Origin of the sequence: Dactylosporangium sp. NPDC049525, assembly GCF_040676755.1 — a bacterium.
GTDB lineage: Bacteria > Actinomycetota > Actinomycetes > Mycobacteriales > Micromonosporaceae > Dactylosporangium.
In genome coordinates this window covers 186,036-209,880 of record NZ_JBFAPO010000001.1, presented here as the reverse complement: position 1 = coordinate 209,880, position 23,845 = coordinate 186,036, and the positions used below count along the sequence as shown (strand labels likewise).

The window sequence follows — 23,845 nt, the reverse complement described above, 5'->3', positions numbered from 1 at the left end:
CGCGGATGTTCCGATGTGAGTTCGGAGCGGGTCGACCGTTACTCTTGCATCCGTGACCCTACGCCTGTATGACACCGCTACCCGATCGGTCCGGGACTTCGTCCCGATGACGCCCGGGCAGGTCGGTATCTACCTGTGTGGGCTCACCGTGCAGGGCGGGCCGCACATCGGCCACCTGCGGTCCGGGGTGAATTATGACGTGCTGCGCCGCTGGTTCCTGCGGTCGGGATACACCGTCACGTTCATCCGGAACATCACCGACATCGACGACAAGGTGCTGGTCAAGGCCGTCGAGCAGGGCAAGCCGTTCTGGGCCGTCGCCTATGCGAACGAGCGCCTGCTGTCGGCGACCTACCTGAAGCTCGGCGTGCTGCCGCCGACCTATGAGCCGCGGGCGACCGGGCACATCACGGAGATGCACGAGCTGATCCAGCTGCTCATCGACCGTGGCCACGCATATCCGGCGGCCGACGGCAGCGGTGACGTCTACTTCGACGTGCGCTCGCACGAGGAGTATGGGTCGCTGTCCGGGCAGAAGCCGGATGACATGGAGCCGGCCACGGACGGGCCGGAGCGGGCGAAGAAGGACCCGCGGGACTTCGCGCTGTGGAAGGGCACCAAGCCCGAGGAGCCGGCCGAGGCCAACTGGCCGTCGCCGTGGGGGACGGGCCGGCCCGGCTGGCACATCGAGTGCTCGGCCATGTGCTGGCGTTACCTCGGCATCGAGTTCGACATCCACGGCGGTGGGCTCGACCTGAAGTTCCCGCACCATGAGAACGAGATCGCCCAGTCGCACGCGGCCGGGCACCCGTTCGCCAGGTTCTGGGTGCATCACGCGCTGCTGAACCTCGGCGGGTCGAAGATGGCGAAGTCGCTGGGCAACGTCATCAACCTCGAGTCGCTGGTCGAGGCGGGGCTGCGGCCGGTCGAGGTGCGCTACTACCTGCTCGCGCCGCACTACCGGTCGGTGATCGACTACTCGCAGGAGGCGCTCGAGGAGGCGGCGGCCGCGTTCCGGCGGGTCGAGAACTTCGTGACCCGGGCGGTCGAGCTGGTCGGCCCCGGCGAGCTCGGCGAGGTGCCGGACGCGTTCGTCGAGGCCATGGACGATGACCTGAACACGTCACGCGCGCTTGCGGTCCTGCACGACGTGGTCCGCGACGCGAACACGTCCCTTGCCGCCGCCGACGATCGTCCCGCCATCGCAAAGGCGCTGAGCGGAGTGCGGGCCATGCTGGACGTCCTGGGCCTCGACCCGCTGGACGCGCAGTGGGCCTCCACGCAGGCCGGGGATCTCACGCGGGTGGTCGACTCGCTGGTGGCGCTCGCACTGGAGCAGCGCACCGCGGCCCGCGGCCGCAAGGACTGGGCCGCCGCCGACGCGGTGCGGGACCAGTTGAAACACGCCGGCATCGCGGTGGAGGACACACCGGCCGGTCCACGATGGACGTTGGAGAGCTGAGAAGACATGCCAGGCAACTCTGAACGCCGCGGCAAGCGGGTCGTGTCGAAGAAGGGCGCCGCCAAGGGCACCGGGGGCAAGAACCGGCAGTCCCTCGCGGGGCGCGGTCGCACCCTGCCCGCGGACGAGCGCCCCTGGCACAAGGGGTATAGCGGCGACGAGGAACTGCCCCAGAAGACCGCGCGCAAGCAGTCCAACGAGCTGCGCGCCGCGGCCGCCCAGGGGCGTGCGCCGAAGATCGGCCAGCCGGGCACGAAGCGCACCGCGGGCAAGGGCCCTTTCAGCGCCAAGAAGGCGGGGCCGGCCGGTTCGCGGTCCACGCCGAGGGTCTCGCCGGGCCGTAAGTCGACGCAGCCGAAGGACGGCCCGGAGCTGCTCGTCGGCCGCAACCCGGTGGTCGAGGCGCTGCGCACCCACGTGCCGGCGACCGCGCTGTATGTCGCGATCGGCCTCGACATGGACGAGCGGGTCAAGGAGTCGGTGCGCACGGCCGCCGAGCGCGGCATCGCCATCCTCGAGATCACCCGCGCCGAGCTGGACCGGATGACCGGTGGCGTCCTGCACCAGGGCCTCGGCCTGCAGGTCCCGCCGTATGCGTACGAGCCGTTCGAGGACCTGCTCGCGGCGGCGAAGGAGCACACGGCGCCGCTGCTCATCGCGCTGGACGGCATCACCGACCCGCGCAACCTCGGCGCGATCATCCGCTCGGCGGCCGCGTTCGGCGCCCAGGGCGTGTTCCTCACGGAGCGGCGCTCGGCGGCGATCACCGCCACCGCGTGGCGCACCAGCGCCGGTGCCGCGGCCCGGGTGAAGGTGTCGCAGGTGACGAACCTGACCCGGTCGCTGAAGGCGTGCCAGGATGAGGGGTTCATCGTCGTCGGCCTCGACGCGGACGGCGCGACCTCGCTGTATGACCTGGAGGCCGCCGTCGGCCCGCTCGTCGTGGTGGTCGGATCGGAGGGTCGCGGCCTGTCCCGGCTCGTCGGGCAGACCTGTGACCTGCGGGTGGGGATCCCGATGATCTCCGAGGTGGAATCCCTGAACGCTTCGGTCGCCGCCGCGGTGACCCTGGCCGAGGTCAACCGCCGCCGCACCCGCTGAGCAAGCCGCACCCGCTGAGCAAACTGCGCAAACGCCGCCCGGTCCTCGGAGACCGGGCGGCGTTGCCGTTCCAGCGGTCAGGCGACGGCCTGCCGGCGCAGCGGGGGTACGAGCAGCGCGACGGTGGCGACGGTCAGCACGACGAGCACCGCGGCGCTGGCGACGAACGCCGCCGGGACGTCGTCGGCGAAGAACGCGGGCACCGCGCCGAGCGCCGACAGCACGCGGGTGACGATGACGGTGCCGACCGCGGCGCGGCGGCCCTGCCAGCCGTAGAAGGCCGCGACGAGGGTGATCAGGCCGAGCGCGGCGGCGGCGATGGCGATCGGCAGCGGCGGGGCGTCGCCGCCCCCGGCGATCGCGGCGGCGATGTCGGCGACGCCCAGGATCGCGGCGATGACCAGTCCGGTGCGAAGTGCGCGCATGGTGGGTCCTTTCCGAAGCTAGGAAGCTAGAGAGCACGGGTGGTCGGGGCGAGGTCCCAGGCGTCGTTCGGGGTGCGCAGGACGCGGACCGCGGCGACGGTGAAGCCGAGCGCGGTCAGCCCCCACGCGGCGGCGTCCAGCGGCTGGTTGCCGAGGATGACGCAGGCCAGGTGCAGCGGCTGGGAGACAATGACGGCGACGGCGGCCCAGGCCGGGATCGCGTGGGCACGCCACAGGGCGGCGCCGAGCAGGATCATGCCGAGGATGTGCCCGGCGACGAACAGGAACCCGGCGGCGTTGACCGGCGCGAGGGCGGCCTGCGCGTCGAGCACCCGGGTCGCGGTGTCCGGGTCGACGGTGCCGCCGGCCAGGGCTCGGATGGTCGGGTCGCCGGCGAAGAAGAACAGGGCGGCGAAGGCCGGTACCAGCAGCCCGACGCCGAGCACAGTGAGGACGGGGGCACGTCGCTGGGCGAGCCGCCCCGCGGCCAGTGTGCCGGGGATCAGCGTGGCCAGCGCGACGACGCTGAGCCACAGCACGGCGTCCTGGCGGCCGAGGTGCGCCGCGGTCTGGGTGATCGTCTCCCGGTTGCCGCCGGCGCCGAAGTACGGCAGGACGCCGCGCAGGACCGCGACGGACAGCGGGCCGAGCGGCAGCAGGACGGCGGCGGCGACGCGCCGGGCGGTGCGGGTGTCCCGCGGGACGACGGCCGGAGCGGCCGGTGGCGCGGTGGTGGCGACGGACATCACGCGTCCTTTCAAAGCAGCGACGGTTGGTGATGCCGTTCACCGTCGCGCCGGGCCACCCCCGACCGGTTGAGGCGCCGTCCCCGGACGCCCGGGAATCCGCCCCGCCGGGTAGGGGCCTGCCCCCATCACGGAACGCCGGTTGTGCCGCACCATGAGTGCGTGAGCTCGCGGAGGCATCGATCCCTGGCCTGGGCGCTGTGCGCATTGGCCGGCGTCGAGGTGCTGGTCGTGGTCGCCGGCGTCCTCGGTCAGCGGGTGTCGCTGGGTGACCTGGTCGACTCGTACGTGCTCACCAACACCGCGATCGGGGTCGGCTTCGCCGGCTGCGGCGGGATCCTCGCGGTGCAGCGGCCCGCGAACCGGGTCGGCTGGCTGCTGCTGGGCGCCGGGCTCGCGCCGCTGACGACGGCCGCGCTCACGCCGGTGCTCCTGTACGACATCACGCACGGCTGGCCCGAGTGGACGCTGCGGGTGCTCGCCAGCGCGTTCTACGCGGCCTGGCCGTGGGGCATCTGCATGTTCCTGCCGCTGGCGTTGCAGCTCTTCCCGACCGGGCGGCCGGTGTCGCCGCGCTGGCGGGGGCTGTGCTGGGCCACGGTCGCCGTCGGGGTGTGCTTCACCGTCGCGATGTCCACCGGCTCGGAGCCTCTGGTCATCTATGGGCGGAGCGTCCACTCGTACCTCGAGCTGCCGTTCTACGACGCGCTCGGGCCGCTGTGGTTCGCCGCGAACCTGGCGCCCCTGTTCGCGCTGCTCGGGGCGATCGCGGCGCTGGTGGTGCGGTTCCGGCGCGGCGACGAGCGGCTGCGCCGGCAGTTGCTGTGGCTGGTGTGGGCGCTGATCGTCGCGGTCGGGCTGAACCTGCCGCGGTGGCTGGTCGGGGGCGGGCCGATCCTGCTGCTGCTCGCGATCCCGCTGGTGCCGGTGGCGATCACGATCGCGATCCTGCGGCACCGGTTGCTCGACATCCGGCTGGTGCTGTCCCGCACGGTGCTCTACCTGCTGTTGAGCGTCGCGGTCATCGGCGCGTACGCGGGGCTGCTGACCCTGTTCGACGCGCTGCTGCGCGGTGCCGGCGCCCCGGTGCTCGCCACGCTGCTGATCGCGCTCGCGTTCAACCCGGTCCGGGTGTGGTCGCAGCGGCGGGTGGACCGGCTGCTGTACGGCTCCCGGTCCGATCCCGTCCTGGCGGTGTCGCGGGTCGGTGCGCGGCTCGCCGCGGACGATCTGGCCGGGGTCCTCGACGGCACCCGTGACGCGCTGCGGCTGCCGTTCGCCGCGCTGCGCCGCGACGGGCGGGAGCTCGCCGCGACCGGGGAGCCGCCGCCGAGCCTGCACACGGTGCCCCTGACGTTCCACGGCGCCAGGGTCGGCGAGCTGATCGTCGGGGTCCGCTCCGGTGACCGCCGGCTCGCCGCCGCGGACCTTGCCGTCCTCGACCTGCTCGCCGGCCCCCTGGCCACGGCGCTGCACGCGTCCGCGCTGGCCGAGGAGGTGCAGGCGGCGCGGGAGCGGATCGTCGCCGCCCGTGAGGAGGAGCGCCGCCGCCTGCACCGGGACCTGCACGACGGCCTCGGTCCCGCGCTGACCGGCGCCGGGTTCAAGGCCGACGCCGCGCACAACCTGGTCGTCGGTGCGCCCGAGCAGGCGGCGGCGCTGCTGGGTGAGCTCCGCCGTGACATCCGGGAGGCGATCGATGACGTGCGGCGCCTGGTGTACGGGCTGCGCCCACCGACGCTCGACGAGCTCGGCCTGGCCGGGGCGCTGCGGCGGCACGGGGCGACGCTGCCGCTCGCGGTCACGGTCGACGCGCCGGACACGCTGCCCACGCTGCCCGCCGCGGTGGAGGTCGCGGTGTACCGCATCGGCACCGAGGCGTTGACGAACGTGGCCCGTCATGCGAACGCCGGTGCCGCCCGCGTGGAGCTGGCCGTCGACTCGGCGGTGCGGTTGTCGGTCGTCGACGACGGGTCGCCGGACGGGCCGTGGGTGCCGGGGGTGGGGCTCACCTCGATCCGGGAGCGGGCCACCGAGCTCGGCGGCACCTGCACCGCCGGGCCCACCCCGACCGGCGGGCGGGTCGTCGCGGTCCTGCCGCTGGCGGTGCCGACGTGATCCGGGTCGCGGTCGCCGACGATCATCCGGTGGTTCGCGACGGGCTGCGTGCCCTGTTCGCGTCGCTGCCCGGCATCGACCTGGTCGCCGAGGCCGCCACCGGCCGCGAGGCGATCCGGGCCGCGGTCACCGCGCAGCCGCACGTGCTGGTGATGGACCTGCGCATGCCCGACCTCGACGGGGTCGCCGCGACCACCGAGATCAGCCGGATCGCGCCGGCGGTCGCGGTGCTCGTGCTGAGCATGTTCGAGGACGACGACTCGGTGTTCGCCGCGATGCGTGCCGGCGCCCGCGGGTACCTCATCAAGGGCGCCTCGCAGGAGGAGATCTCCCACGCGATCACGACGGTTGCCGCCGGTGGCGCCGTGTTCGGCCCGGGTGTGGCGCGGCGCATGCTGAGCTACTTCGCGGCGCCGCCGCCGCCGACCGGGCAGCCGTTTCCGGAGCTCACGCCGCGGGAACGGGAGGTGCTCGACCTCATCGCCGCGGGCCTGCCGAACGCGACGATCGCGGCCCGCCTGGGTCTGGCCGGCAAGACGGTCGGCAACCACATCTCGACCATTTTCGCCAAGTTGCAGGTCGCGACGCGTGCCGAGGCCATTGTCAGGGCCCGCGACGCAGGTCTCGGCCGCGGCTGAACGGGGACACTTGGCAGAAGCTCGCGGAAAAAGACTTGCCAAAATCCCCCAGACTGGCCGCAACGACGCAAAACTCCGTATCTGCAAAATGCAGCTAGCCATCTTCTGACAGAAATTTGACATCAGAATATTGCCGACAGCCACCCCGCGTCTGACTATGGAGACATTGAGGGGGAGGTCGTCATGGCCATCAACACCGGCGTCTCAGGTGCCGACCAGGATCGCTGGTTCATCGTCTACTACCCAGGTCCGGGCATCGTCGTCACGAACCGCTTCATCGAGACCGGCAACTGTCGCTATCTGCTCCGCGATCTGGAGTCGATCACCCGGATCTCCGTCAACGCCCACCACGCCCTGATCATGGCGCTGATCTTCGGCGCGATCGAACTGGCCCTCGCGGCACCGCTCGCGGCGGCCTACGGCTCGGGGATGCTGGCGTGCGTCGGCTTCGCGACCGCCTTCGGGCTCGTCGCGGCGCTGGTGGCCGACAGCCGGCGCAATCCGCACTGGATGGCGTTGCGCGCGGTCCACCACGGGCGGGAGATCACGCTGTTCAGCTCCCGGGACCAGGATGAGTTCGGCAAGGTGCGGCGCGCGGTGATCCGGGCGGTCGAGGCGAACGCGCCGCTGCGCCCGTAACCGGCGCACGGCCGTCAGGGGGTCGGCAGCGACGCGCGGATGGACCGGAGCAGGTCCACGGCGTCGTTGCCGCTGCGGCCGTAGACGAGCAGGTCGCTCAGCAGGTTGCGGAACAGGCTCGTCATGTCGGGGTTGGTGGTCAGGGAGTCCATTCCGGCGGCGGCCTCGACGAACAGCACGTCACCGTGCTCCTTCTCGCCGAACTGCAGCAGCTCGAAGGTGCCGCCGAGCCCGGAGTGATGCACCATGTCGAGCGGGGTGACGGCGATCGTGACCGCGTCGTCGTTGGTCGCCAGATCGATCAGGTGGTCCAGCTGCCGGCGCTGCGCGTCGCGGCCGCCGACCGGCCGGCGCAGGACCGACTCGTCGATGACGGCCACGATGCGCGGCGGATTGGGCTTGCTCAGCCGCTCCCGGAAAGCGTGCTGCCGGTCCATCCGCAATTTGACACGGGCCAGCACTTCTTTGTCATCCGGGCTGCGCCGCATGGACAGTGCGGTGATGGCGTGGGCGTATTCCAGGGTCTGGAGCAGCCCGGGGACGAACAGCAGCTGCCAGATGTTGATCGTGAGCGCCTCGGACTCGTATGCCACGAAGCGCTGGAAGTCGCCGGCGAGGCGGTGCTTGCTATACCACTGGCGGGCCCGGGACGCCTGGGACAGTTTGGCGAGCGCCGCCACCTCGTCCTCGTCGTCGACGCCGTAATACTGCAGCAGGAACCGCACCTCGAGCGGCTGGACGGTGACCTCGCCCTTCTCGATCCTGGCCAGCTTCGAGATGGACCAGCCGGTGTGCTCGGCGACGGTGGCAGGGGTCAGCTCGCTCGCTTCGCGCAGCGTCTTCAACCGCAGCCTGACGAGCTCACGGGCAACGGCGGGCCCGACCTCCGTCGTTGCGGCACTGACGGACGGATCGGGCGAATCTGTCCTAGCCAACGCTCACCCGTCTGCCTCCTACGATCTGCGAATTGCAGACAGCCGAAACACGATCGCAGAATCCTACCGTATCGCACGCTTCATGGCATGACCTCGGCAACGCTTTGTCCATCTGGAGTTCTGAACCTCAGGTACTGTGATATTGCTCGGCGCCGATGAGGTGGCTCCGCGTCCGTCCCACCCGGATGGCTGGTCCGCCCAGGCGCTTACGCGGCCTGCGGGAGGGCTTATGGACGACCGGGGCGGACTTGTCTGGCGGACGAGTTCGAAGAGTAGCGGCGGCAACTGTGTGGCGGTCGCGTCCGGCGGCGAGGTGACACACGTCCGCGACTCGAAGGACCCCACCGGGCCGGCACTGACCTTCCATGCCGCCGCGTTCCGGGACTTCATCGCCTACATCAAGGACGCGGACCCTAGCCGGCGGTGATCGTCGCCAGCAGCTCGCGGGCGTCCACACCGGACTCCACCATGCGTTGCACCTTGCCCCGGTGTCGCCGGGCGAGGTCCTGATCGGTCTCGATGAGCTCGTCGGCGTACGCGCCCTCGAAGAACACCGAGGCGTCACCGTTGGGCAGCTCGTGCACCTCGAAGGAGCCGCCGAGCCCCGGGTGCGCTCCGTGGTCGAACGGGATGATCGCCAGGTGCACCGTGTCGAACTTGGCCATGGCGACGAGGTGGTTGAGCTGCTCCTGCCACACCGCCGCGCCGCCGACCACGCGCCGCACCACTCCTTCGTCGATCGCCGCCCAGATGTGCGGCGGCGCGTCGCTCTGGAGACGGGCGTGCAGCGTCTCGGCCCGCTGGGCCCGGGCATCCACCCTGTCGTGCAGCTCTGGGCTGTCGAGCTCCAGGCCGACGACGCTGCTGATCATCGCCGTGGCGTAGGCGCGGGTCTGGAGCAGGCCGGGGAAGAACAGCGGCTGGTTGAGGAAGATCTGCGCTGCCTGCGGCTCCACTTTCGTGAGCCGGTCGAAGGGAGCAGGATCCCGCACGTCGTGCGTCCTCGTTGCGTCCGCCATTGTCACACTCCTCATCTGGCCAACCCTAGTCCCCGGCGGCTGTTCGCCGTCGGCTAACTGCAAAACGCAGGTTATAAGACACGCACGATGGCACAGCACCATCGCCAGGTCCAGTCTCGTGGCCGGTACCAGATGGTTGCGTCGCCTGATTGGGACGATTGCGGACTCGCTGTCCGCCGAACCCGGGCAGACCGTCGCACGCTCACGGAGATCATCCGCGGCCGCGCTCGTTGACATAACTTGACGCGTCGCCCGGCCCGGATCGGGCCGTCGGCCGGCTGCCCGGCCTGCCACCAGCGGAAATTGATCGACCGTTCAGGTGGCGGAACAACGTACAAAGTGCGCCAACCCCCGAAAGGCCCCAGAGCGGCTGTCAAGTTGACGTCCGCCGCCCATCGCACCGTGCGTAGAACACCGTGCAATGTCCAACGGAACTTGACATCAGAGCAATTGCTGAATGGCGATCAGCCCCGGACGATGGAGGTACTTAGGGGGGTCCAAATGGCAATCAATGCCTACGTCGCGGAATCCAACAAAGGTAGAAGGATCGTCTATTACTACCGCCGCCCGGATATCGCCGTCACGAACCATGGTATCGAAAATGCCGAAGGCAGCTATTTCGTCCGCGACCTGGACCTGATCAAACGGGTCCGCATCGACGCCTACCCCGCCCGCCGGGCGGCGCTCATCCTCGGCGCGGTCGAGCTGGTGCTGGCGGTGCCCCTGGCCGTGGCGTACGGACCGGTGGCACTGCTGTGCGCCGCCATCGCCATCGCCGCCGGACTCGGGGTCGCCCACGTGATTGACAGCCGGCACAATCCCCGGTGGATGGCGCTGAGCGCGGTGCATTTCGGCGAGGAGATCACCCTGTTCCAGTCGTGCGACCAGCAGGAATTCGAGCAGGTGCGCCGAGCGGTGATCCGGGCCGTCGAGGCCAACCGCCCGCGCTACTGAAATTCCCGGCACGAACAAAACGCACCTTGGCCGCAGATCCGGACCACCCCTAGACACCTCAGGGCGCGCGCCGGGCGACCGGACGTATTGGTTACCGTCGTTGGCGTGGCTGGATCGGCGCGCCTCGACATCGATTTCGGGACCTCGACCACCGTGGCTGTGCCGGCGGTCGAGGGCCGCGAACCCAGGCCGCTGCTGTTCGACGGCGCACCGCTGCCGCCGTCCGCGGTCTGGGTCGAGCCGACCGGGCCGCTGCTCGTCGGCCGCGGCGCGGTTCGCAGCGCCGTCGCCGACCCCGCCGCCTACGGCAGCGCTTCGCCGGCGGCAAGACGATCTCCTGCGCCGAGCCCATCCGGTACACCTGCAACGACGGCAGACCGCAGCTCAGCAGCACCCTCGGCAACTGGAACCCGCCCTCCGAACGGATCAAGCCCGAGTTTTGCGGCGCACCTAGGATGGGCCGGTGACTGAGCCTCAGCAGGGCTTCGCGATCGGTGTCGATCTCGGTACGTCGAACACGGTGGCCGTGGTGCGCTGGCCCGACGGGCGGACCCGACCGCTGCTCGTCGACGGCGCGCCGATCATGCCGTCCGGGGTCTTCGTCGACGAACACGGGCGGCTGCACGTCGGCCGTGACGCGGCCCGCCTCGCGGGGCTCGACCCGTCCCGCTTCGAACCCAACCCGAAACGCCGCATCGACGAGCCGACCGTCCTGCTCGGCGACCGCGAGATCCCGACCGTCGACCTGCTCGCCGCGATCCTCGCCGCCGTCGCCCGCGCCGCCGTCGAGGCCGTCGGGTTCCTGCCCACCGCCGTGCTCACCTACCCGGCCGCGTGGGGAACCCGCCGCCGGGACACCCTGGCAACCGCCGCCCGGCGGGCCGGCTGGCCACCGGTCATGCTGGTCCCCGAGCCCGTCGCCGCCGCCCGGTACTTCGCAGACGTCCTGCGCCGCCCGGTGCCCGTCGGCTCCGCCCTGGCGGTCTTCGACTTCGGTGGCGGGACGCTCGACATCGCGGTGGTGCGCAACGACAACGGGCGGTTCACGGTCATCGGCTCCGGCGGGGTCGAGGACCTGGGCGGCCTCGACATCGACGCGGCGCTCGTGGAGCACCTGGGGGCGCTGATCGGGACCACGGCGCCGGGGATCTGGGAAGCTCTGAGAAATCCCGCCTCCACGACGCAGCGGCGGGACCGGCGGCTGTTCTGGGACGACGTGCGCGGGGCGAAGGAGATGCTGTCCCGGACCACGGTCGCGCCGATCACGGTGCCGGGCGCGGACCAGGCGATCCACCTCACCCGGGAGGAACTGGACCGGGTCATCGGGCCGCTGATCCACCGGGCCGTGTGGGAGACCGGATCGGTGATCTCGTCGGCGGGGTTGCGGGGCGACCAGCTCGCCGGGATGTTCCTGGTCGGCGGGTCGTCGCGGCTGCCGCTCGCGTCGCGACAGCTGCACGCCGAGTTGGGGATCGCGCCGACGGTACTGGAGCAGCCCGAGCTCCCGGTCGCCGAAGGTGCCCTGGCCGAACTGGCGCCGCCTGCTGGGTTCGCTGCTGGTGATGTCACGTCGGCCACTGGGTACGGGGCCGCCCCGACCGGAGCCTTCAGCGGCTCGCCGGCGGGATTCAGCGGCTCGCCGGCGGGTTTTGGGAATGCGCCGGCCGTCGCGCCGGTGTCGCCCGGGTTCGGGGCTGCGCCTATTTCTGGCGGCGCGCCTGGCGGCGCGCCTGGCGGCTATCCGATGTCGGCGTCGCAGGTGATTCCGCCTGGGCAGTTCAACGGCGCACCGGCTACCGCACCGTTCTCTCCTGCGCCCCCTTCGCCTCCCTTGCCGGCCCGTGGGCGGTCCCGGCGCGGCCTGCTCGTCGGTGTCGTCGCCGCGGTGCTCGTGCTTGCCGTCGTAGCCGGCGGATACTTCTGGTTCTTCCGCGACCGCGCCACCACGGTCGACTTCGCCACGCTCAAGGCCGAGAAAACCTTCGAGATGGGCGACCCGGAAACCGTCAACACCCCGATCTCCGCCACACTCGGCAACCGCGCCGTCATCGGCTGGCGGGTCGACAAGCAGTTCTTCGTCCAGGCCATCGACCTCGACGACAAGAAGCCGGCCTGGTCCAAGATCACCCTCAACCAGGACTACAGCAAATGGAGGATCCTGGCGTACCAGGGCGGCATCGTCGTCATCGGCGGCGGCTCATCCGCCGGCAGCGTGTTCGAGCTGAGCTGGGACAACGGCAAGACGCTGCGGGAAGAGCCGTTCGACGACTACTACGACACCTTCCTGCCGCTGGGACCCGTCTGGCTGCTGCACCGCAACAAGGACAAGGAGACTGTCGCCTTCAACTGGAGCGGCAAGGAAGCCTGGAGGCGCCCGGACAACCCCAAGGGCGTCTCCACGATCCTGTCCCAGACGAAGGCCACCGACCTCCGCGGCCCGTCCAACTACGCCGGCGCACCGACGAACCGCGACACCAAGTCCAGCCAGAACTTCCTCAGCATCGACAGCGACGACAAGATCCGCCTGATCAACGCCACCAAGGGCGAGGAAACCGGCAGCTGGAACAACGTCGGCGATTCGGGCTCCTTCTACCTCCCGTACGACGGCAAACTCTACGTCGCGGGCGGCAGCACCAAGTATAAGGTGAACGTCTACGACCTCGGCTCGTCCGGCGAACCCACCCAGATCTACAGCGCCAGCAACGACACGGTCAAGATCGCCGCGTTGGCGCCCTGCTCGGACGGCCGACTCTGCATCATCGACGGCACCTACGGCGGCAAGGACACCACGGTCCGCGCCATCTCCCTCACCGACAAGCGCGAGGTGTGGAACGCCCCGGCGCCTGGGACCACCACGCTCATCCCGGCCGGCAAGCAGGTCCTGGCCACCGACCGCGACACCCCGGCGAGCGTGCTGCTGAACTCGGACGGCAAGCAGGTGCTGAAGAACGAGGACAAGGGCTCGTATGGTGTCCGGGTCACGGGCGGCAGTTTGATGTTCTTCACGGGCACCCAGAGCGCCACGTCCGGCACGACCCTGACGCTGGTCGGGGTGGCGGCGTCCTCGGGGGAGCGGATCGCGCTCGGCGCGCTGCCGAAGACGATCGGGCCGAGCTGCTCGTGGAACGCGGCGCAGATCCTCTGCGCGAGCGGGGGCAGTTTCCAGCTGTGGCGGTTCGCCTCGTAGTCCGTTCATGGAGAAGGGCCCGGCGGTTGTCGCCGGGCCCTTCTTTCGTTCTTGTCTTTGGCTGACTAGCTTTTCTTTGGCTGACTAGCCGATCCGCAGGCCCGTCGCGGCGTTGAACGCGTGGTGCGTGTTCACGTGCGGGCGGACGTACACGATCTCGGTGAGGCGCGGCGTGCGACGCGGGTCGGCACGCACGACGAACCGCTCGTCCTGGCCCTCGAGCGCCACGGTGCCGTGCACGTACGCGTCCGAGCCGAGCTCCTCGACCAGGTCCACGGTGATCGGGATGCCACCGTCGTTCGGGCCGACCAGGTCCGTGTCCTCGGGCCGGAACCCGACGGTGACCCGGTTGCCGCCACCATCGGCCTGCGCCGCGGCCAGCTGCTCACGCGTCAACGGCAGCGTCACGTCACCGAAACGCCCGCCCTTGTCGCTCAGCGGCACCGTCTTGATGTTCATGGCCGGCGAACCCATGAAGCCGGCGACGAACACGTTGGCCGGACGGTCGTACAGCGCCCGCGGGCTGTCCACCTGCTGCAGCACGCCGTCGAGGAGCACCGCAACCCGGTGACCCATCGTCATGGCCTCGACCTGGTCGTGCGTGACGTACACGGTGGTGATGCCGAGCTTCGCCTGGAGCGTCGCGATCTGCGAACGCGTCTGCACACGCAGCTTCGCGTCCAGGTTCGACAGCGGCTCATCCATGAGGAAGACCTGCGGCTCACGCACGATCGCGCGACCCATGGCGACACGCTGCCGCTGACCACCGGAGAGCGCCTTCGGCTTACGACCGAGGTAGTCCTCCAGCTGCAGCATCGCCGCGGCTTCCTTCACCCGCCGGTCGATCTCGTGCTTCGGCGTCTTACGCAGCTTGAGCGCGAACGCCATGTTCTCGTACACCGTCATGTGCGGGTACAGCGCGTAGTTCTGGAACACCATCGCGATGTCACGAGCCTTCGGCGGCAGGTGCGTGACGTTCCGCTCGTTGATCAGGATGTCGCCGGCGTCGACGTCTTCGAGGCCGGCGAGCATGCGCAGCGAGGTCGACTTGCCGCAGCCCGAGGGGCCGACGAGGACGAGGAACTCGCCGTCACCGATCTCGAGGCTCAGCTGGTCCACCGCGGGCCGCGGGGTGCCCGGGTAGATCCGGGAGGCTTTGGAGTACGTGACCGTAGCCATGACAGGGTGCCACCTTCCACCGGCAGGAACGTGCCGGACGATCCGAGTAGAAGCTTCGAGCCGCGGCGGTGCAGCCCGGAGTTGGGGTAACCCTAGGCGCGCAAGCCCGCTCTGCCAAGGTCAGGGGCGAATTTTGCCCGATTTCGTGCCGACTTGCCCACCAGGTATGTCGGAGGCGGCCCCTAGGCACGGCCCGGTAGGATCGTGAGTCTGGCCGACGTGGCGCAATTGGTAGCGCACCCGACTTGTAATCGGAAGGTTGCGGGTTCAAGTCCCGCCGTCGGCTCTCATTTCCAGACTCATAGCTGCTGGTGGCGGGCTCATAACATCGACTATCGATGATGTAAAAGTAGCATGATCTTGCCGATGCGCGCCTCTGGTAGCAAGATCGGTAGTGGACGCCCGCAACCTGGGCAGTCATGAGGGCAGCGGTGAACCGTTGACCCCGTTGCCTGCCTTGACGCGCCACGCAGTGTCCTATGCTGCACTCCAACCCGCTCGCGGTATGCAGCACGAAGATGTGCACCTGCGTCGGCCCTCCTGGGAAGCGACTACATGCTGTAAGCGCAGACGCGGCTGACCCCGTGGGGTCGTCGATCAGCTGGGCTGGGCGGACCTGTGAGATTGTCAGGAAGCGAACGGAGAGCCTTCCGTGAGCTACCCCAGGCGATCATCTTGGTGGCCGTGATGTCTGTATTCACGAACTCGGACACGAGCTCACGGGCAGCGGGGTCTCCACGCTGGCGACGAGGGCTACGAACAATCAGCGTCGCCCTGGCGGGCGCGCAGCTCTTCGGTGACGATTGAGTATTCGGCGTTGACGAGGGTCTGCAGTGCCTCGCCAAACGTTCACGACCACAGTCGAAACCCGCATTTTCGAGGTCAGTGCCCTCCCGCTCGACCAGTTGCCCGCGTTGCATCGGGGCCCGACCTGACCCCAACTACCGAGTCCGTCCCTCCGGTCGTGGACGATGGCTCGACGGTCTCGAGTGGTGGAGTGGTGCTGGGCCACCGGCTGCCTGGCCGTAATGGCCTCCTGCCTTCGGAGGAGTCGATCGCCGTGTGCCTGTGACAGGCTTTCACCGTTGTCGGGACCGGTCGGCGTAGTCGGGGTGGGTGAGTGAACGTCATCTCAGTGCTCAACTACAAGGGCGGCGTGGGCAAAACGACAGTTACGGCCAACCTGGGGGCCGACCTTGCCAATCGCGGCCGTCGGGTGCTGCTCATCGACCTCGACCCGCAGGCGAGCCTTACGTTCTCGTTCTACGCGGCCGATGAATGGGACGCGCAACTGCGCCCCGCGAAGACGGTCCTGCACTGGTACGACTCGTTCAACTGGTCGCAGTCACAGAAGCCGTTGCGGGACATGGTGACCGCGCCGCCGCGGATCAACGCGCGGCTCAGCGATCGGGGCGGGCGACTCGACCTAATCGCGTCCGACCTCGGCCTGGTCGACGTCGAGCTCGACCTTGCCGCGGGGCTGGGCGGCTCGCGGTACCAGACGTTCAACCCCGACTACCTCAAGGTCCACCGGATGCTCGCCGACGCGCTCGCCGCCGACGAGTTCGCCGAGTACGACGTGGTACTCATCGACTGCCCGCCCAACTTCAACATGGTGACCCGGACGGCAGTCGTCGCCAGCAACCACATCCTGGTCCCGGCGAAGGCAGACTACCTGTCGACGCTCGGCATCACGTATCTACGCCGCCGCCTGACCCAGCTGGTCGAGCAGTACAACGGGGTCGCCGGGTCAGACCCTGAGGCGAGCATCAATCCCGAGATCCTTGGCGTGGTTTTCACCATGATCCAGTACGCAGGGTCGGGGCTGATGACAAAGTTGCGTGGTTACATTGAGCGGACCGGGCAGACCGAGGTACCGCTGTTTCAGCAGGGCCTGCGGGAAAGTAAGAATGTCTTCGCAGATACCGGCGAGCTTGGCATCCCTGCCGTGCTTGCTGCGCACACCACTGAGAATGTCGAATACGACCTGACGCAGTTGACCAGCGAGTTCATAGCCAAGACCGGGATTTGAGGAGCGTCGGGTGACTGAGCCGACTGACCGCACGTACGACATGCTGCAGCAGATCGGGGAATTCCTGAAGAAGCTGAAGAAGGACGAGTATGACTCGCTCCTGGCTGGGGACTCCAGACTCATGATTGTACCGAAGGGCGCCCGCATCAGCGGCGGTACCACGCGAACGGCAGAGCCGGTCGCGTTGGCAGTCAACGCCGAACAGGTCAACGCCGATCTGCGCAGCCTTGGCGACCGCCAGTCGGCGGCGCGTTACCTGGACGATCTCAAACTGAAAAAGGCCCAGATTCAGCAACTGGCGAAGGAACTGAATGTCCATGTGCGGGCGAAGGACACTATCCCCCAGATCCGGGACTTGATCGTCGAGCAGAAGGTTGGCCACCGCCTCGCCCACGACGCTATCCTGCGCCAGTCGTAGCCGTCAGCCGCGCAACACCTTTGCCGCCGCCTGCAGCACCTCGTCCCACTGCGCCGACGGACTCTGCCGACGTACACGCTCGGCTACCTCGCCCGCAAGCCGCGTGAGGGCCTCCGGTCCCAAGTCGGGAACCGTTGGCGCCGGCGGCTCGCCGCCGATCGGCGCGGGTGCGGTGATGTGCATCGGCAGCGGCTCTCCGACGCAGATCACATCGAGGTGGCCGACGGTTCGGGTAAACGCCACATACAGCAGTCGGTGGCCATGCTCGTCGCTGGCCACGATGTCTTCCGGCTCGACGACCACCACGGCGTCGAACTCGAGGCCCTTCGACTCTTGCGGGCTGACCAGGTTGATGGCGTTGCCGAGTTCGCCGCGGTCGGCACTGCTCCAGGCAACGTCGTTGGCGGCCAGAGCGGCCTCGACGTCGGCGCGGCACGTCGGCGGGCAGATGATGCCGACGAACCGCCGCTCGGCCGCGTGCGCCTGAGCGATTGCGACCGCCCGCCCGGCCCGATCCGCCGCCTCGACCCGGTGGATGCTGGGCCGCGGCCCGTCCCGGACGACCTCAGTCGGCGGCGTCAGCGGCGCGGCGACCGGCAGGAGCAGCGCCGCGAACTCGTATACCTGCCGTGGCACCCGGTAGCCGTATCGCAGCTGCGCGATTGTGCGCGGGTGCGTGTCCGGCAAATGCGCGGTCACGTCGTCCCAGCTGTCGCGGGCCCACGGCCCTGTCGACTGGGCCAGGTCGCCGAGTACAGTCAGCGACCCGGTGGCGCTCCGCCGGGCGATTGACCGCAGCTGCATCGGCGACAGGTCCTGCGCCTCGTCAACGACGACGTGCTCGTACCGTTCGGCTGGGCTTCCGTTGATGAGAAAATCCGCTTCGTCCAGCAGTGGTAGGTCGTCCCGGCTCCAGATCTGTTCCGATAGTCGGTCTGCACTGCGTCGGCGAAGTTGGGCGACTTCCGCGGCGGTGAACTCGTCACCGGCCGCTACCCGCAGCCGATCTCGGGAGCCGAACAGGTCGCGCAGGAGCGCCGACGGGCTCAGCTGCGGCCAGAGGCGCTCGATCAGGTTGTCGACGGACCGCTGGCGGGCCTGCACGGCTGTGACGCCGCGTCGTTCGAGCAGCCCGGTCAGGACGGCCCGCAGCTGCGTCCGGCGCTGCGCGTAGGGGCCTGGCCCATCGCGCAGCTCATCGACAGCCGCGCCGATGTCCGCGCCGGGGATCGTGACGAACCTACTGTCGATCTGCAGCCGTTCGGCCGGCTCGGGCCGGCCGATGCGCTGCCGCAGCGCGCGGGCGAGAAGCCCGGCCATGCGCGCCTGCCCTTTGATCCGACTCAACGGTACCGATTCGGGCCGGCCGCGGCTGACTGGCGGGCCGAGTTGTGTGATGTCCTGCTGCAAGACGTTCCGCTCGCCGAGGCCGGGCAGAACGGTGCTGATGTACCGGGTGAACGTCGGGTGCGGCCCAACAACGAGCACCCTGGAGGTGCGTAGCCGGTCGGAATGATTGACGAGCAGCCAGGAGACCCGGTGCAACGCAACCGCGGTCTTGCCGGTACCCGGGCCACCTTCGATGACCAGGACTGCGTCCAGGGGCGCCTCGATGACCTCGTACTGGGCGGCCTGGATCGTTGCAACGATGTCGCGCATGTTGCCAGTGCGGCCCTCAGCGAGCGCGCGGAGCAATGCCGCGTCGGGCCCCTGCGGACTCCCTGGTGCCGCGGTGAAGACGACGTCGGTGAAGTCGTCGATCGTGTTGCCTGTGCAGTGAAAGGTCCGTTTGCGGGTCAACCCATGAGGGTCCGTATGCGTTGCCCGGTAGTAGCGCCGAGCTGCCGGGGCCTGCCAGCCGACGATGAGGACTTCCTTGCTCTGATGGTCGCGAATCAAGTGTTTGCCGATGTACAGCGGGTCCTCGCCGACCTCGTCGATCCGGCCGTGTGCGACGGCGCTGCCGGTGGCGCCGAGCGCATCCTGGTGCTGTTTGGCGTAGCTGGCGAGTTGCGTGGCGGCAGCGGCATGGGCGGCGGCATTCGCGGCGTTACCGGCGGCCGTCCGCGCATGCTCGCGCGCCTCGGCGGCACGGTGAAAGTACTGCTGCTCGTTGTCGATCTCCGCCGTTGAAGCCATAGCTGCCCTCGTGTCGATGGCTGTAGGACCGTCCGCCCACCGTACTGACCCCAGACCCGGTACCGGTGGTCCAGGCAGCCGGAGCCCCTAGACGTTGATGCCGGAAAGACCGTCCGAAAGGAGGCTCGCGCATCCGATCCGAGCTGCGTCGACGGCACCAATCGGCAATGCGACACAAGATTGCCGCACTCGTCCTGTCGGCCTTGCTGGTTGCCGCGTGCTTAGGCGGGCCGCCGATCAAGCCGGGATACAGAACTTTGGTGTCGTGCTCGCCATGTGCCGACCTACCGCCCTCGGCGCCGGATCTACCCGTCCAGGAGCCGACTGGTAGCAAGATCGGTAGCGAAATCACATACGGGGTTCAGTCGGTCAAGCGCGGCCATAGGAGGTAATCACTGCTGATAGGTGGTGTGCCTTCTGTGACCCGCCACGTTCCGGTGTTACCGCCATGGGTGACACCTTGTAATCGGAAGGTTGCGGGTCCAGGTCCCGCCGTCGGCTCTTTCCTCAGGTCTCTGAGTCAGCTTAAGGCGGAGCGTTGGTGCGCGGCGTGCTCGTCGGCCGATGCGCTCGGCTCGCCGGCACCGGCCACCGAATCGCGTGAACGACCACCTGATGCATTGATCAGTGGACAAAGGTGACCGCTACAAATGTCATGCAACGGCGGCGGCAAACGCGGCAAACAGATCGCCCGATAGGGGTGTAGTGAGTTTCCACGTGACGGCCATCGGCCGTTCGCCCTGGTGCTGCACGTAGGTTGCTGGCCCGAGGAACCAGAACGCTCGGTCGTCGGCGCGTGTCCGCGCAAAGAGCAGGATCGAGCGGCCAAGCGCGACATGATTGCGGTATCGGCGTCCGGTCGGACTGTCGGTGCGTGTGGTGGATTGGCTTTCCCAGTGGATGAGATCCCGGCTGATCGCGTAGTCGCGGTAGCGGGTGGTCGGGGAGAAGTCGCCACTTGTCTTATCAAGAGTGAAGACGAGCAGGTCAGCTCCGGCGGCCTTTGCGTCGTAAACGCCTTCCCGCCACTGCGGTGTTTTCGTGTCTGCGCCTTCACCGACGGCCGCCAGGATCTCGATGCGGGTGTACTGGCTGTGGACCTGTAACGGGATGCCGAGGAGAGCCTGCTGGTGTACGTGGCTAGGTGCATCACCAAGCACTTCGAACAGTTCACGCAGTTCGGCCACGACCTGGGGGTGCGACCACAGAAGGTCGGCTGCGGATTGCAGTGGGGTTTCCTTCGTGACGACCTGATCGGCGAGGTTGGACAGGAGCATCCGCGTGAGGCGCCTCTCGACGTCACCCATGGCGGCAACGTCGGGACTGCTCGATCGGTCCAGCAGTGAGCGGTATCCGTCCAGGCGCTGGAGGTCATCCACGTGTTGCATTCGGGCGATTCCACGCCGCAGGACCTGTTCATGTGGCCCTGCGGCCGCCAGTGGAAGACCGGCCGCCTCGCATAGCGCCGACCAGCTGTGATCGCCGGCGTAGATGTCGCTGACCTCGAGGCCTGTGTCGGCTAGGTAGTCGGCCATGGTGACGGTCTGTCGGGACTGGGAGAGCGCTCGGAGTTCGGCGACCTTAGCCGGCCAACGTGATGGGATGGCCTCGCGGACACTGCGCAACACGATGTCGCGGGCGACCCGATCCAGCTCCATGTGGCAGCCAGCCGGCAAGTATGGAAAGCCCTCGGCAATGGCCCGTTCAAGGTCACGACGGCTGCCACCGAGGAGCGCACGGTATCGCTGGTCGAAGCGAAACTCGCGGCGGTGCATACCGACGAAGTCCAGCACCGTGCATACGGTCTTGTTCTTTGCAATCCGCAGGCCACGACCCAACTGTTGGAGGAACAGCGTGGCGCTCTGGGTGGGGCGCAGCATGAGGAGCGTGTCGACCTTCGGCACGTCGACACCCTCGTTGAAGAGGTCAACCGAGAAGACGACCTGGACGCGGCCTTCATCTAGGTCCCGGAGCGCGGAGCGACGTTCCGCATCTGACGTTTCTCCCCAGACCGCAACGGCCGCCACCTCGAGTTTCTGAAACTGTTCGGCCATGAATCGGGCATGGGCGACGCTGACGCAGAAGCCGAGACAGCGGATGGTCGAGACGTCATCGACGTGCGCCTCCAGTTGGCGATAAACGAACCGAGCCCAAGCTTCGTCGCTCGTGTAGACATCCGTGAGCGCCGCCTCGTCGTAGCCGCGTCCGCGGCGCCACGGGATGTCGCGCAAGTCGATGCCGTCGTGGATGCCGTAGTACGCGAACGGCGCGAGGCGATGTTGTTCGATCGCGTCCCAGAGTCGAAGCTCGGCGGCGATACGGTCGCCGAACCAGTGCAGGATCGGCAGGCCATCGGTGCGTTCCGGCGTGGCAGTCAGGCCGAGCAGTTCTCGCGGTGCAAGCTCGTCCATGATGAAGCGATATGACGGTGCGGCGGCGTGGTGGAACTCGTCGACGATGATGACGTCGAAGTGATCGGCGGCGAGGTGCTCCAGCCGCGCCGCGCTGAGGCTCTGGATCGATGCGAAGACGTGGTTGAACAGGTTGGGCCGCTCGCCTCCGACCCACTTCTCCCCGAACGTATGGTCCCGCATGACGTGGCGGAACATTGCCAGGCTCTGGTCGAGAATTTCCTCGCGATGCGCAACGAAGAGCAGACGTGCGCGAGGCAGCGTGCCGCGAAGCTGGGCGTAGTCAACCGCCGCCATGACGGTCTTCCCGGTGCCGGTTGCGGACACCAGCAGATTGCGGTGGTGTCCGCGATCTCGGGACAGCTTGATGAGCTCAAGAATGCGTTCCTGAAACGGCTCAAGGCGGACTTCGAGCGGGCTGAGGACGGTGACGTTCCGACTGCTGGGTCGGCGCGACCGGTCGATCGCTTCAAGGAATTCCGCCTGCACATACGGGATGAAGTCGCCGCTCTGCCAGTAACTTTCGAAGACAGCCTCGATCTTCTTAATGACGTCCGGGTTCCGAGCGGTGGAGACACGTACGTTCCACTCGAGCCCGGCAACTTGGGCAGAGTGGGTGAGGTTGGACGATCCGATGTACGCAGTGCTGAACGCCGTCCGCCGGTGAAACAGCCACGCCTTCGCATGGAGCCGGGTGGTCGACAGATCGTAGGACACGCGAACGTCGGCGCCGAGCGCCGTCAGCCGATCCAGTGCGTTGGCCTCGGTCGAACCGGTGTACGTGGTCGTTAAGACCCGCAGCTTTTTGCCGTGTGCGCAATGCTCCAGAAGTGCATCGGCGAGTGGAAGCAAACCACTCGTGCGGATGAACGCCATCACCAGATCGATGGAGTCGGCCGAAGCGATCTCCGTAAGTATCTGACTGCCTACCCGGGGTTCGCCGGGCGCGTTCGTGAGTAGTGTTGTGTCGAGGAGCGGAATGAGCGGGCGTCCGGAAGTGTGAACGGAGCCGTCTGGTCGTCGCTCGCCAATAGCGCTCAGCACCTCGCCCGATGATAGCGGCGATTCGAGCATTGGATCCGTCCGCGGCAGCCGCGCGCCGAGTACATCGAGCAGGCGCTGCGCGACGTCGACGCCGATCGCGACGCGGTCGGACTCAGGAACTGCGTCTAGGGCACGTTCGATTTGTCGTGCGAGGAGTTGGGCGATGCGATCAGCGGCATCCGCCGTCCGAAGACCGTGCCGCTTGACGAGCTCACGATCAACCCTCGAGAGTCGAGCTTCAAGACCCTGGGTGACGACAATCTCGTAAAGCCCCGACGGCAGTTCCTCAGTCACCGTCATAGTCTGCCCGACCGATCGCGTTTGGCCTCCAACGTGACGGTCGGTCAGGTTGGGTTTGTCAGGCGAGCTCAGGCGGTGTCCACGTAGCGCATTGATCCGGCAGACTGTTCGCGTGAGGGCCTACGTGGGCGTGACGGACGGCGACTGGTTCAGGTTCCTTGCTGAACGTCCGCACCTGCAGGAGGTCAACTTCTGGCGGCCCAACAGCAACACGGCGTTCGGGGCCATCCAGGTCGGCGAGCCGTTCTTCTTCAAGAGCCATCACCCACACAACCGGGTCGTCGGCGGCGGCTTCTACAGCGGCTTCGCCCGCCTGCCCATCTCAGAAGCCTGGGAACTCTTCGGCGAAGGCAACGGTGCCGCCAGCCTGCAGCAGATGCGCAGTGCCATCGGTGGCTACCGGCGCCAGCCGATCCCGTCCCGGGAAGACCCGGTCATCGGCTGCATCTTCGTCCGTGACACCCGCTTCTTCGCAGCCGATGCTGACGCCGGGTCGCCGCCGGACTTCGCGTCCAACATCGTGCAAGGCAAGGGCTACGACCTCGCCGACAGTGCGTACGGCGGCTACTTCGGCGACGTCATCCACCGGCTTACCGGGCCGGCCGTCGAACTCGACCTCAGCGCACCCTGGCACCGCGCCGGACCCGTCTACGGCGACCCGCGCCTGCAACCACAACGCCTCGGACAGCAGGCGTTCAAAGGCGTCGTGCTCGATGCGTACCGGCACCGTTGCGCGATCACCGGCGCGAAGATCCGACCAGTACTCCAGGCGGCGCACATCCTGCCGCTGCCCAGCGGTGGGCAGCACCGGCTCGACAACGGGCTGCTGTTGCGGTCCGACGTGCACATCATGTTCGACCGGGGGTACCTCAGCGTCGACCCTAGGCATCGGCTGCTGGTCAGTCCCAGGCTTCGCGAGGACTTCGGCAACGGTGAGGAGTTCTACTCCCGGCACGGTCAGCCCATCGCCGTCCCGGAGCGCGCTGCCGATCGTCCGCACCGCACGTTCCTGGAATGGCACGTCGACACGGTTTTCCAAGCGACCTGACGGCCGGCGGGTGCGGCCCCCCGTTATCAGCCGCACCCACCGAGCGTTAG

18 protein-coding genes and 1 tRNA gene are annotated in these 23,845 nt (G+C 68.3%); 12 read left to right on the top strand and 7 right to left on the bottom strand.

Annotated features, from left to right (window positions below; translation table 11 throughout):
- Positions 1–52: 52 nt before the first annotated feature.
- Together cysS and rlmB are read left to right on the top strand one after the other, a co-directional pair.
- A complete protein-coding gene (cysS, locus tag AB0K00_RS00850; RefSeq protein WP_363513176.1) occupies positions 53–1,462 on the top strand; it encodes a cysteine--tRNA ligase in 1,410 nt (469 codons plus the stop codon).
- A 6-nt stretch (positions 1,463–1,468) separates the two neighbouring features.
- On the top strand, positions 1,469–2,563 hold the full coding sequence (gene rlmB, locus AB0K00_RS00845) for a 23S rRNA (guanosine(2251)-2'-O)-methyltransferase RlmB (protein ID WP_363513173.1): 1,095 nt from the start codon (positions 1,469–1,471) through the stop codon (positions 2,561–2,563).
- 77 nt (positions 2,564–2,640) lie between these two features.
- Here the strand turns inward: rlmB and AB0K00_RS00840 are convergent, their stop codons facing one another.
- On the bottom strand, positions 2,641–2,988 hold the full coding sequence (locus tag AB0K00_RS00840; RefSeq protein ID WP_363513170.1) for a hypothetical protein: 348 nt from the start codon (positions 2,986–2,988) through the stop codon (positions 2,641–2,643).
- Positions 2,989–3,014: 26 nt separating this feature from the next.
- Complete coding sequence (locus AB0K00_RS00835; RefSeq protein ID WP_363513168.1) at positions 3,015–3,734, bottom strand: hypothetical protein; 720 nt, start codon at positions 3,732–3,734, stop codon at positions 3,015–3,017.
- Between the two features lie 162 nt (positions 3,735–3,896).
- Here AB0K00_RS00835 and AB0K00_RS00830 point away from each other — a divergent pair, with 162 nt between their 5' ends.
- From AB0K00_RS00830 to AB0K00_RS00820, 3 genes are all read left to right on the top strand, one after another.
- The gene (locus tag AB0K00_RS00830) at positions 3,897–5,852 is read left to right on the top strand and encodes a sensor histidine kinase (RefSeq protein WP_363513165.1); all 1,956 of its coding nucleotides are present in this window, start codon (positions 3,897–3,899) and stop codon (positions 5,850–5,852) included.
- Positions 5,849–6,490, top strand: a complete 642-nt coding sequence (locus AB0K00_RS00825; RefSeq protein ID WP_363513162.1) for a response regulator transcription factor — start codon at positions 5,849–5,851, stop codon at positions 6,488–6,490. The genes AB0K00_RS00830 and AB0K00_RS00825 overlap by 4 nt, the downstream gene beginning before the upstream one ends.
- A gap of 183 nt (positions 6,491–6,673) precedes the next feature.
- Positions 6,674–7,129 carry a DUF6232 family protein gene (locus AB0K00_RS00820; protein ID WP_363513159.1) on the top strand — a complete coding sequence of 152 codons (456 nt, stop codon included), beginning with the start codon at positions 6,674–6,676 and terminating at the stop codon, positions 7,127–7,129.
- A 14-nt stretch (positions 7,130–7,143) separates the two neighbouring features.
- Here AB0K00_RS00820 and AB0K00_RS00815 read toward each other — a convergent pair whose 3' ends face one another.
- Positions 7,144–7,974 (bottom strand): helix-turn-helix transcriptional regulator, encoded by an 831-nt coding sequence (locus AB0K00_RS00815; protein WP_363513157.1) that lies wholly within the window; start codon positions 7,972–7,974, stop codon positions 7,144–7,146.
- 319 nt (positions 7,975–8,293) lie between these two features.
- On the opposite strand from AB0K00_RS00815, the gene AB0K00_RS00810 reads away from it, so the two are divergent.
- Positions 8,294–8,491 (top strand): DUF397 domain-containing protein, encoded by a 198-nt coding sequence (locus tag AB0K00_RS00810; RefSeq protein WP_363513154.1) that lies wholly within the window; start codon positions 8,294–8,296, stop codon positions 8,489–8,491.
- On the opposite strand, the gene AB0K00_RS00805 is transcribed toward AB0K00_RS00810, so the two are convergent.
- Entirely contained in the window at positions 8,478–9,083 is a 606-nt protein-coding gene (locus tag AB0K00_RS00805; protein ID WP_363513151.1) for a DUF5753 domain-containing protein, read from the bottom strand. The genes AB0K00_RS00810 and AB0K00_RS00805 overlap by 14 nt on opposite strands.
- Before the next feature lie 501 nt (positions 9,084–9,584).
- Between AB0K00_RS00805 and AB0K00_RS00800 the strand changes: the two genes are divergently transcribed.
- Together AB0K00_RS00800 and AB0K00_RS00795 are read left to right on the top strand one after the other, a co-directional pair.
- Positions 9,585–10,037, top strand: coding sequence for a DUF6232 family protein (locus AB0K00_RS00800; protein WP_363513148.1), 453 nt, complete (start codon positions 9,585–9,587; stop codon positions 10,035–10,037).
- A gap of 463 nt (positions 10,038–10,500) precedes the next feature.
- Positions 10,501–13,224, top strand: a complete 2,724-nt coding sequence (locus AB0K00_RS00795; protein WP_363513145.1) for an Hsp70 family protein — start codon at positions 10,501–10,503, stop codon at positions 13,222–13,224.
- Between the two features lie 84 nt (positions 13,225–13,308).
- Here AB0K00_RS00795 and ugpC read toward each other — a convergent pair whose 3' ends face one another.
- Positions 13,309–14,403, bottom strand: coding sequence for a sn-glycerol-3-phosphate ABC transporter ATP-binding protein UgpC (gene ugpC, locus AB0K00_RS00790; protein WP_363513142.1), 1,095 nt, complete (start codon positions 14,401–14,403; stop codon positions 13,309–13,311).
- Between the two features lie 213 nt (positions 14,404–14,616).
- Between ugpC and AB0K00_RS00785 the strand changes: the two genes are divergently transcribed.
- The 3 genes from AB0K00_RS00785 to AB0K00_RS00775 all read left to right on the top strand — a co-directional run bounded on the left by AB0K00_RS00785 (position 14,617) and on the right by AB0K00_RS00775 (position 16,853).
- Positions 14,617–14,689 (top strand) — tRNA-Thr (locus AB0K00_RS00785).
- A gap of 834 nt (positions 14,690–15,523) precedes the next feature.
- The gene (locus AB0K00_RS00780) at positions 15,524–16,435 is read left to right on the top strand and encodes an AAA family ATPase (protein WP_363513140.1); all 912 of its coding nucleotides are present in this window, start codon (positions 15,524–15,526) and stop codon (positions 16,433–16,435) included.
- 10 nt (positions 16,436–16,445) lie between these two features.
- Positions 16,446–16,853 (top strand): hypothetical protein, encoded by a 408-nt coding sequence (locus tag AB0K00_RS00775; protein WP_363513137.1) that lies wholly within the window; start codon positions 16,446–16,448, stop codon positions 16,851–16,853.
- A gap of 3 nt (positions 16,854–16,856) precedes the next feature.
- Here the strand turns inward: AB0K00_RS00775 and AB0K00_RS00770 are convergent, their stop codons facing one another.
- Both AB0K00_RS00770 and AB0K00_RS00765 read right to left on the bottom strand, forming a co-directional pair.
- Complete coding sequence (locus AB0K00_RS00770) at positions 16,857–18,992, bottom strand: ATP-binding domain-containing protein (RefSeq protein WP_363513134.1); 2,136 nt, start codon at positions 18,990–18,992, stop codon at positions 16,857–16,859.
- A gap of 653 nt (positions 18,993–19,645) precedes the next feature.
- Positions 19,646–22,741: a DUF3427 domain-containing protein gene (locus tag AB0K00_RS00765; protein WP_363513131.1), complete on the bottom strand. Its 3,096-nt coding sequence runs from the start codon at positions 22,739–22,741 to the stop codon at positions 19,646–19,648.
- Between the two features lie 118 nt (positions 22,742–22,859).
- Between AB0K00_RS00765 and AB0K00_RS00760 the strand changes: the two genes are divergently transcribed.
- Positions 22,860–23,795 carry an HNH endonuclease gene (locus AB0K00_RS00760; protein ID WP_363513128.1) on the top strand — a complete coding sequence of 312 codons (936 nt, stop codon included), beginning with the start codon at positions 22,860–22,862 and terminating at the stop codon, positions 23,793–23,795.
- The last annotated feature ends 50 nt before the right edge of the window (positions 23,796–23,845 follow it).

What these genes read in the sequence shown, in the direction of transcription:
- AB0K00_RS00835 (WP_363513168.1), bottom strand. Translation starts at nt 3,734, where the DNA reads ATGTCCGTCGCCACCACCGCGCCACCGGCCGCTCCGGCCGTCGTCCCG.
- AB0K00_RS00820 (WP_363513159.1), top strand. Translation starts at nt 6,674, where the DNA reads ATGGCCATCAACACCGGCGTCTCAGGTGCCGACCAGGATCGCTGGTTC.
- AB0K00_RS00800 (WP_363513148.1), top strand. Translation starts at nt 9,585, where the DNA reads ATGGCAATCAATGCCTACGTCGCGGAATCCAACAAAGGTAGAAGGATC.
- AB0K00_RS00810 (WP_363513154.1), top strand. Translation starts at nt 8,294, where the DNA reads ATGGACGACCGGGGCGGACTTGTCTGGCGGACGAGTTCGAAGAGTAGC.
- rlmB (WP_363513173.1), top strand. Translation starts at nt 1,469, where the DNA reads ATGCCAGGCAACTCTGAACGCCGCGGCAAGCGGGTCGTGTCGAAGAAG.
- AB0K00_RS00805 (WP_363513151.1), bottom strand. Translation starts at nt 9,083, where the DNA reads ATGGCGGACGCAACGAGGACGCACGACGTGCGGGATCCTGCTCCCTTC.
- ugpC (WP_363513142.1), bottom strand. Translation starts at nt 14,403, where the DNA reads ATGGCTACGGTCACGTACTCCAAAGCCTCCCGGATCTACCCGGGCACC.
- AB0K00_RS00840 (WP_363513170.1), bottom strand. Translation starts at nt 2,988, where the DNA reads ATGCGCGCACTTCGCACCGGACTGGTCATCGCCGCGATCCTGGGCGTC.
- AB0K00_RS00770 (WP_363513134.1), bottom strand. Translation starts at nt 18,992, where the DNA reads ATGGCTTCAACGGCGGAGATCGACAACGAGCAGCAGTACTTTCACCGT.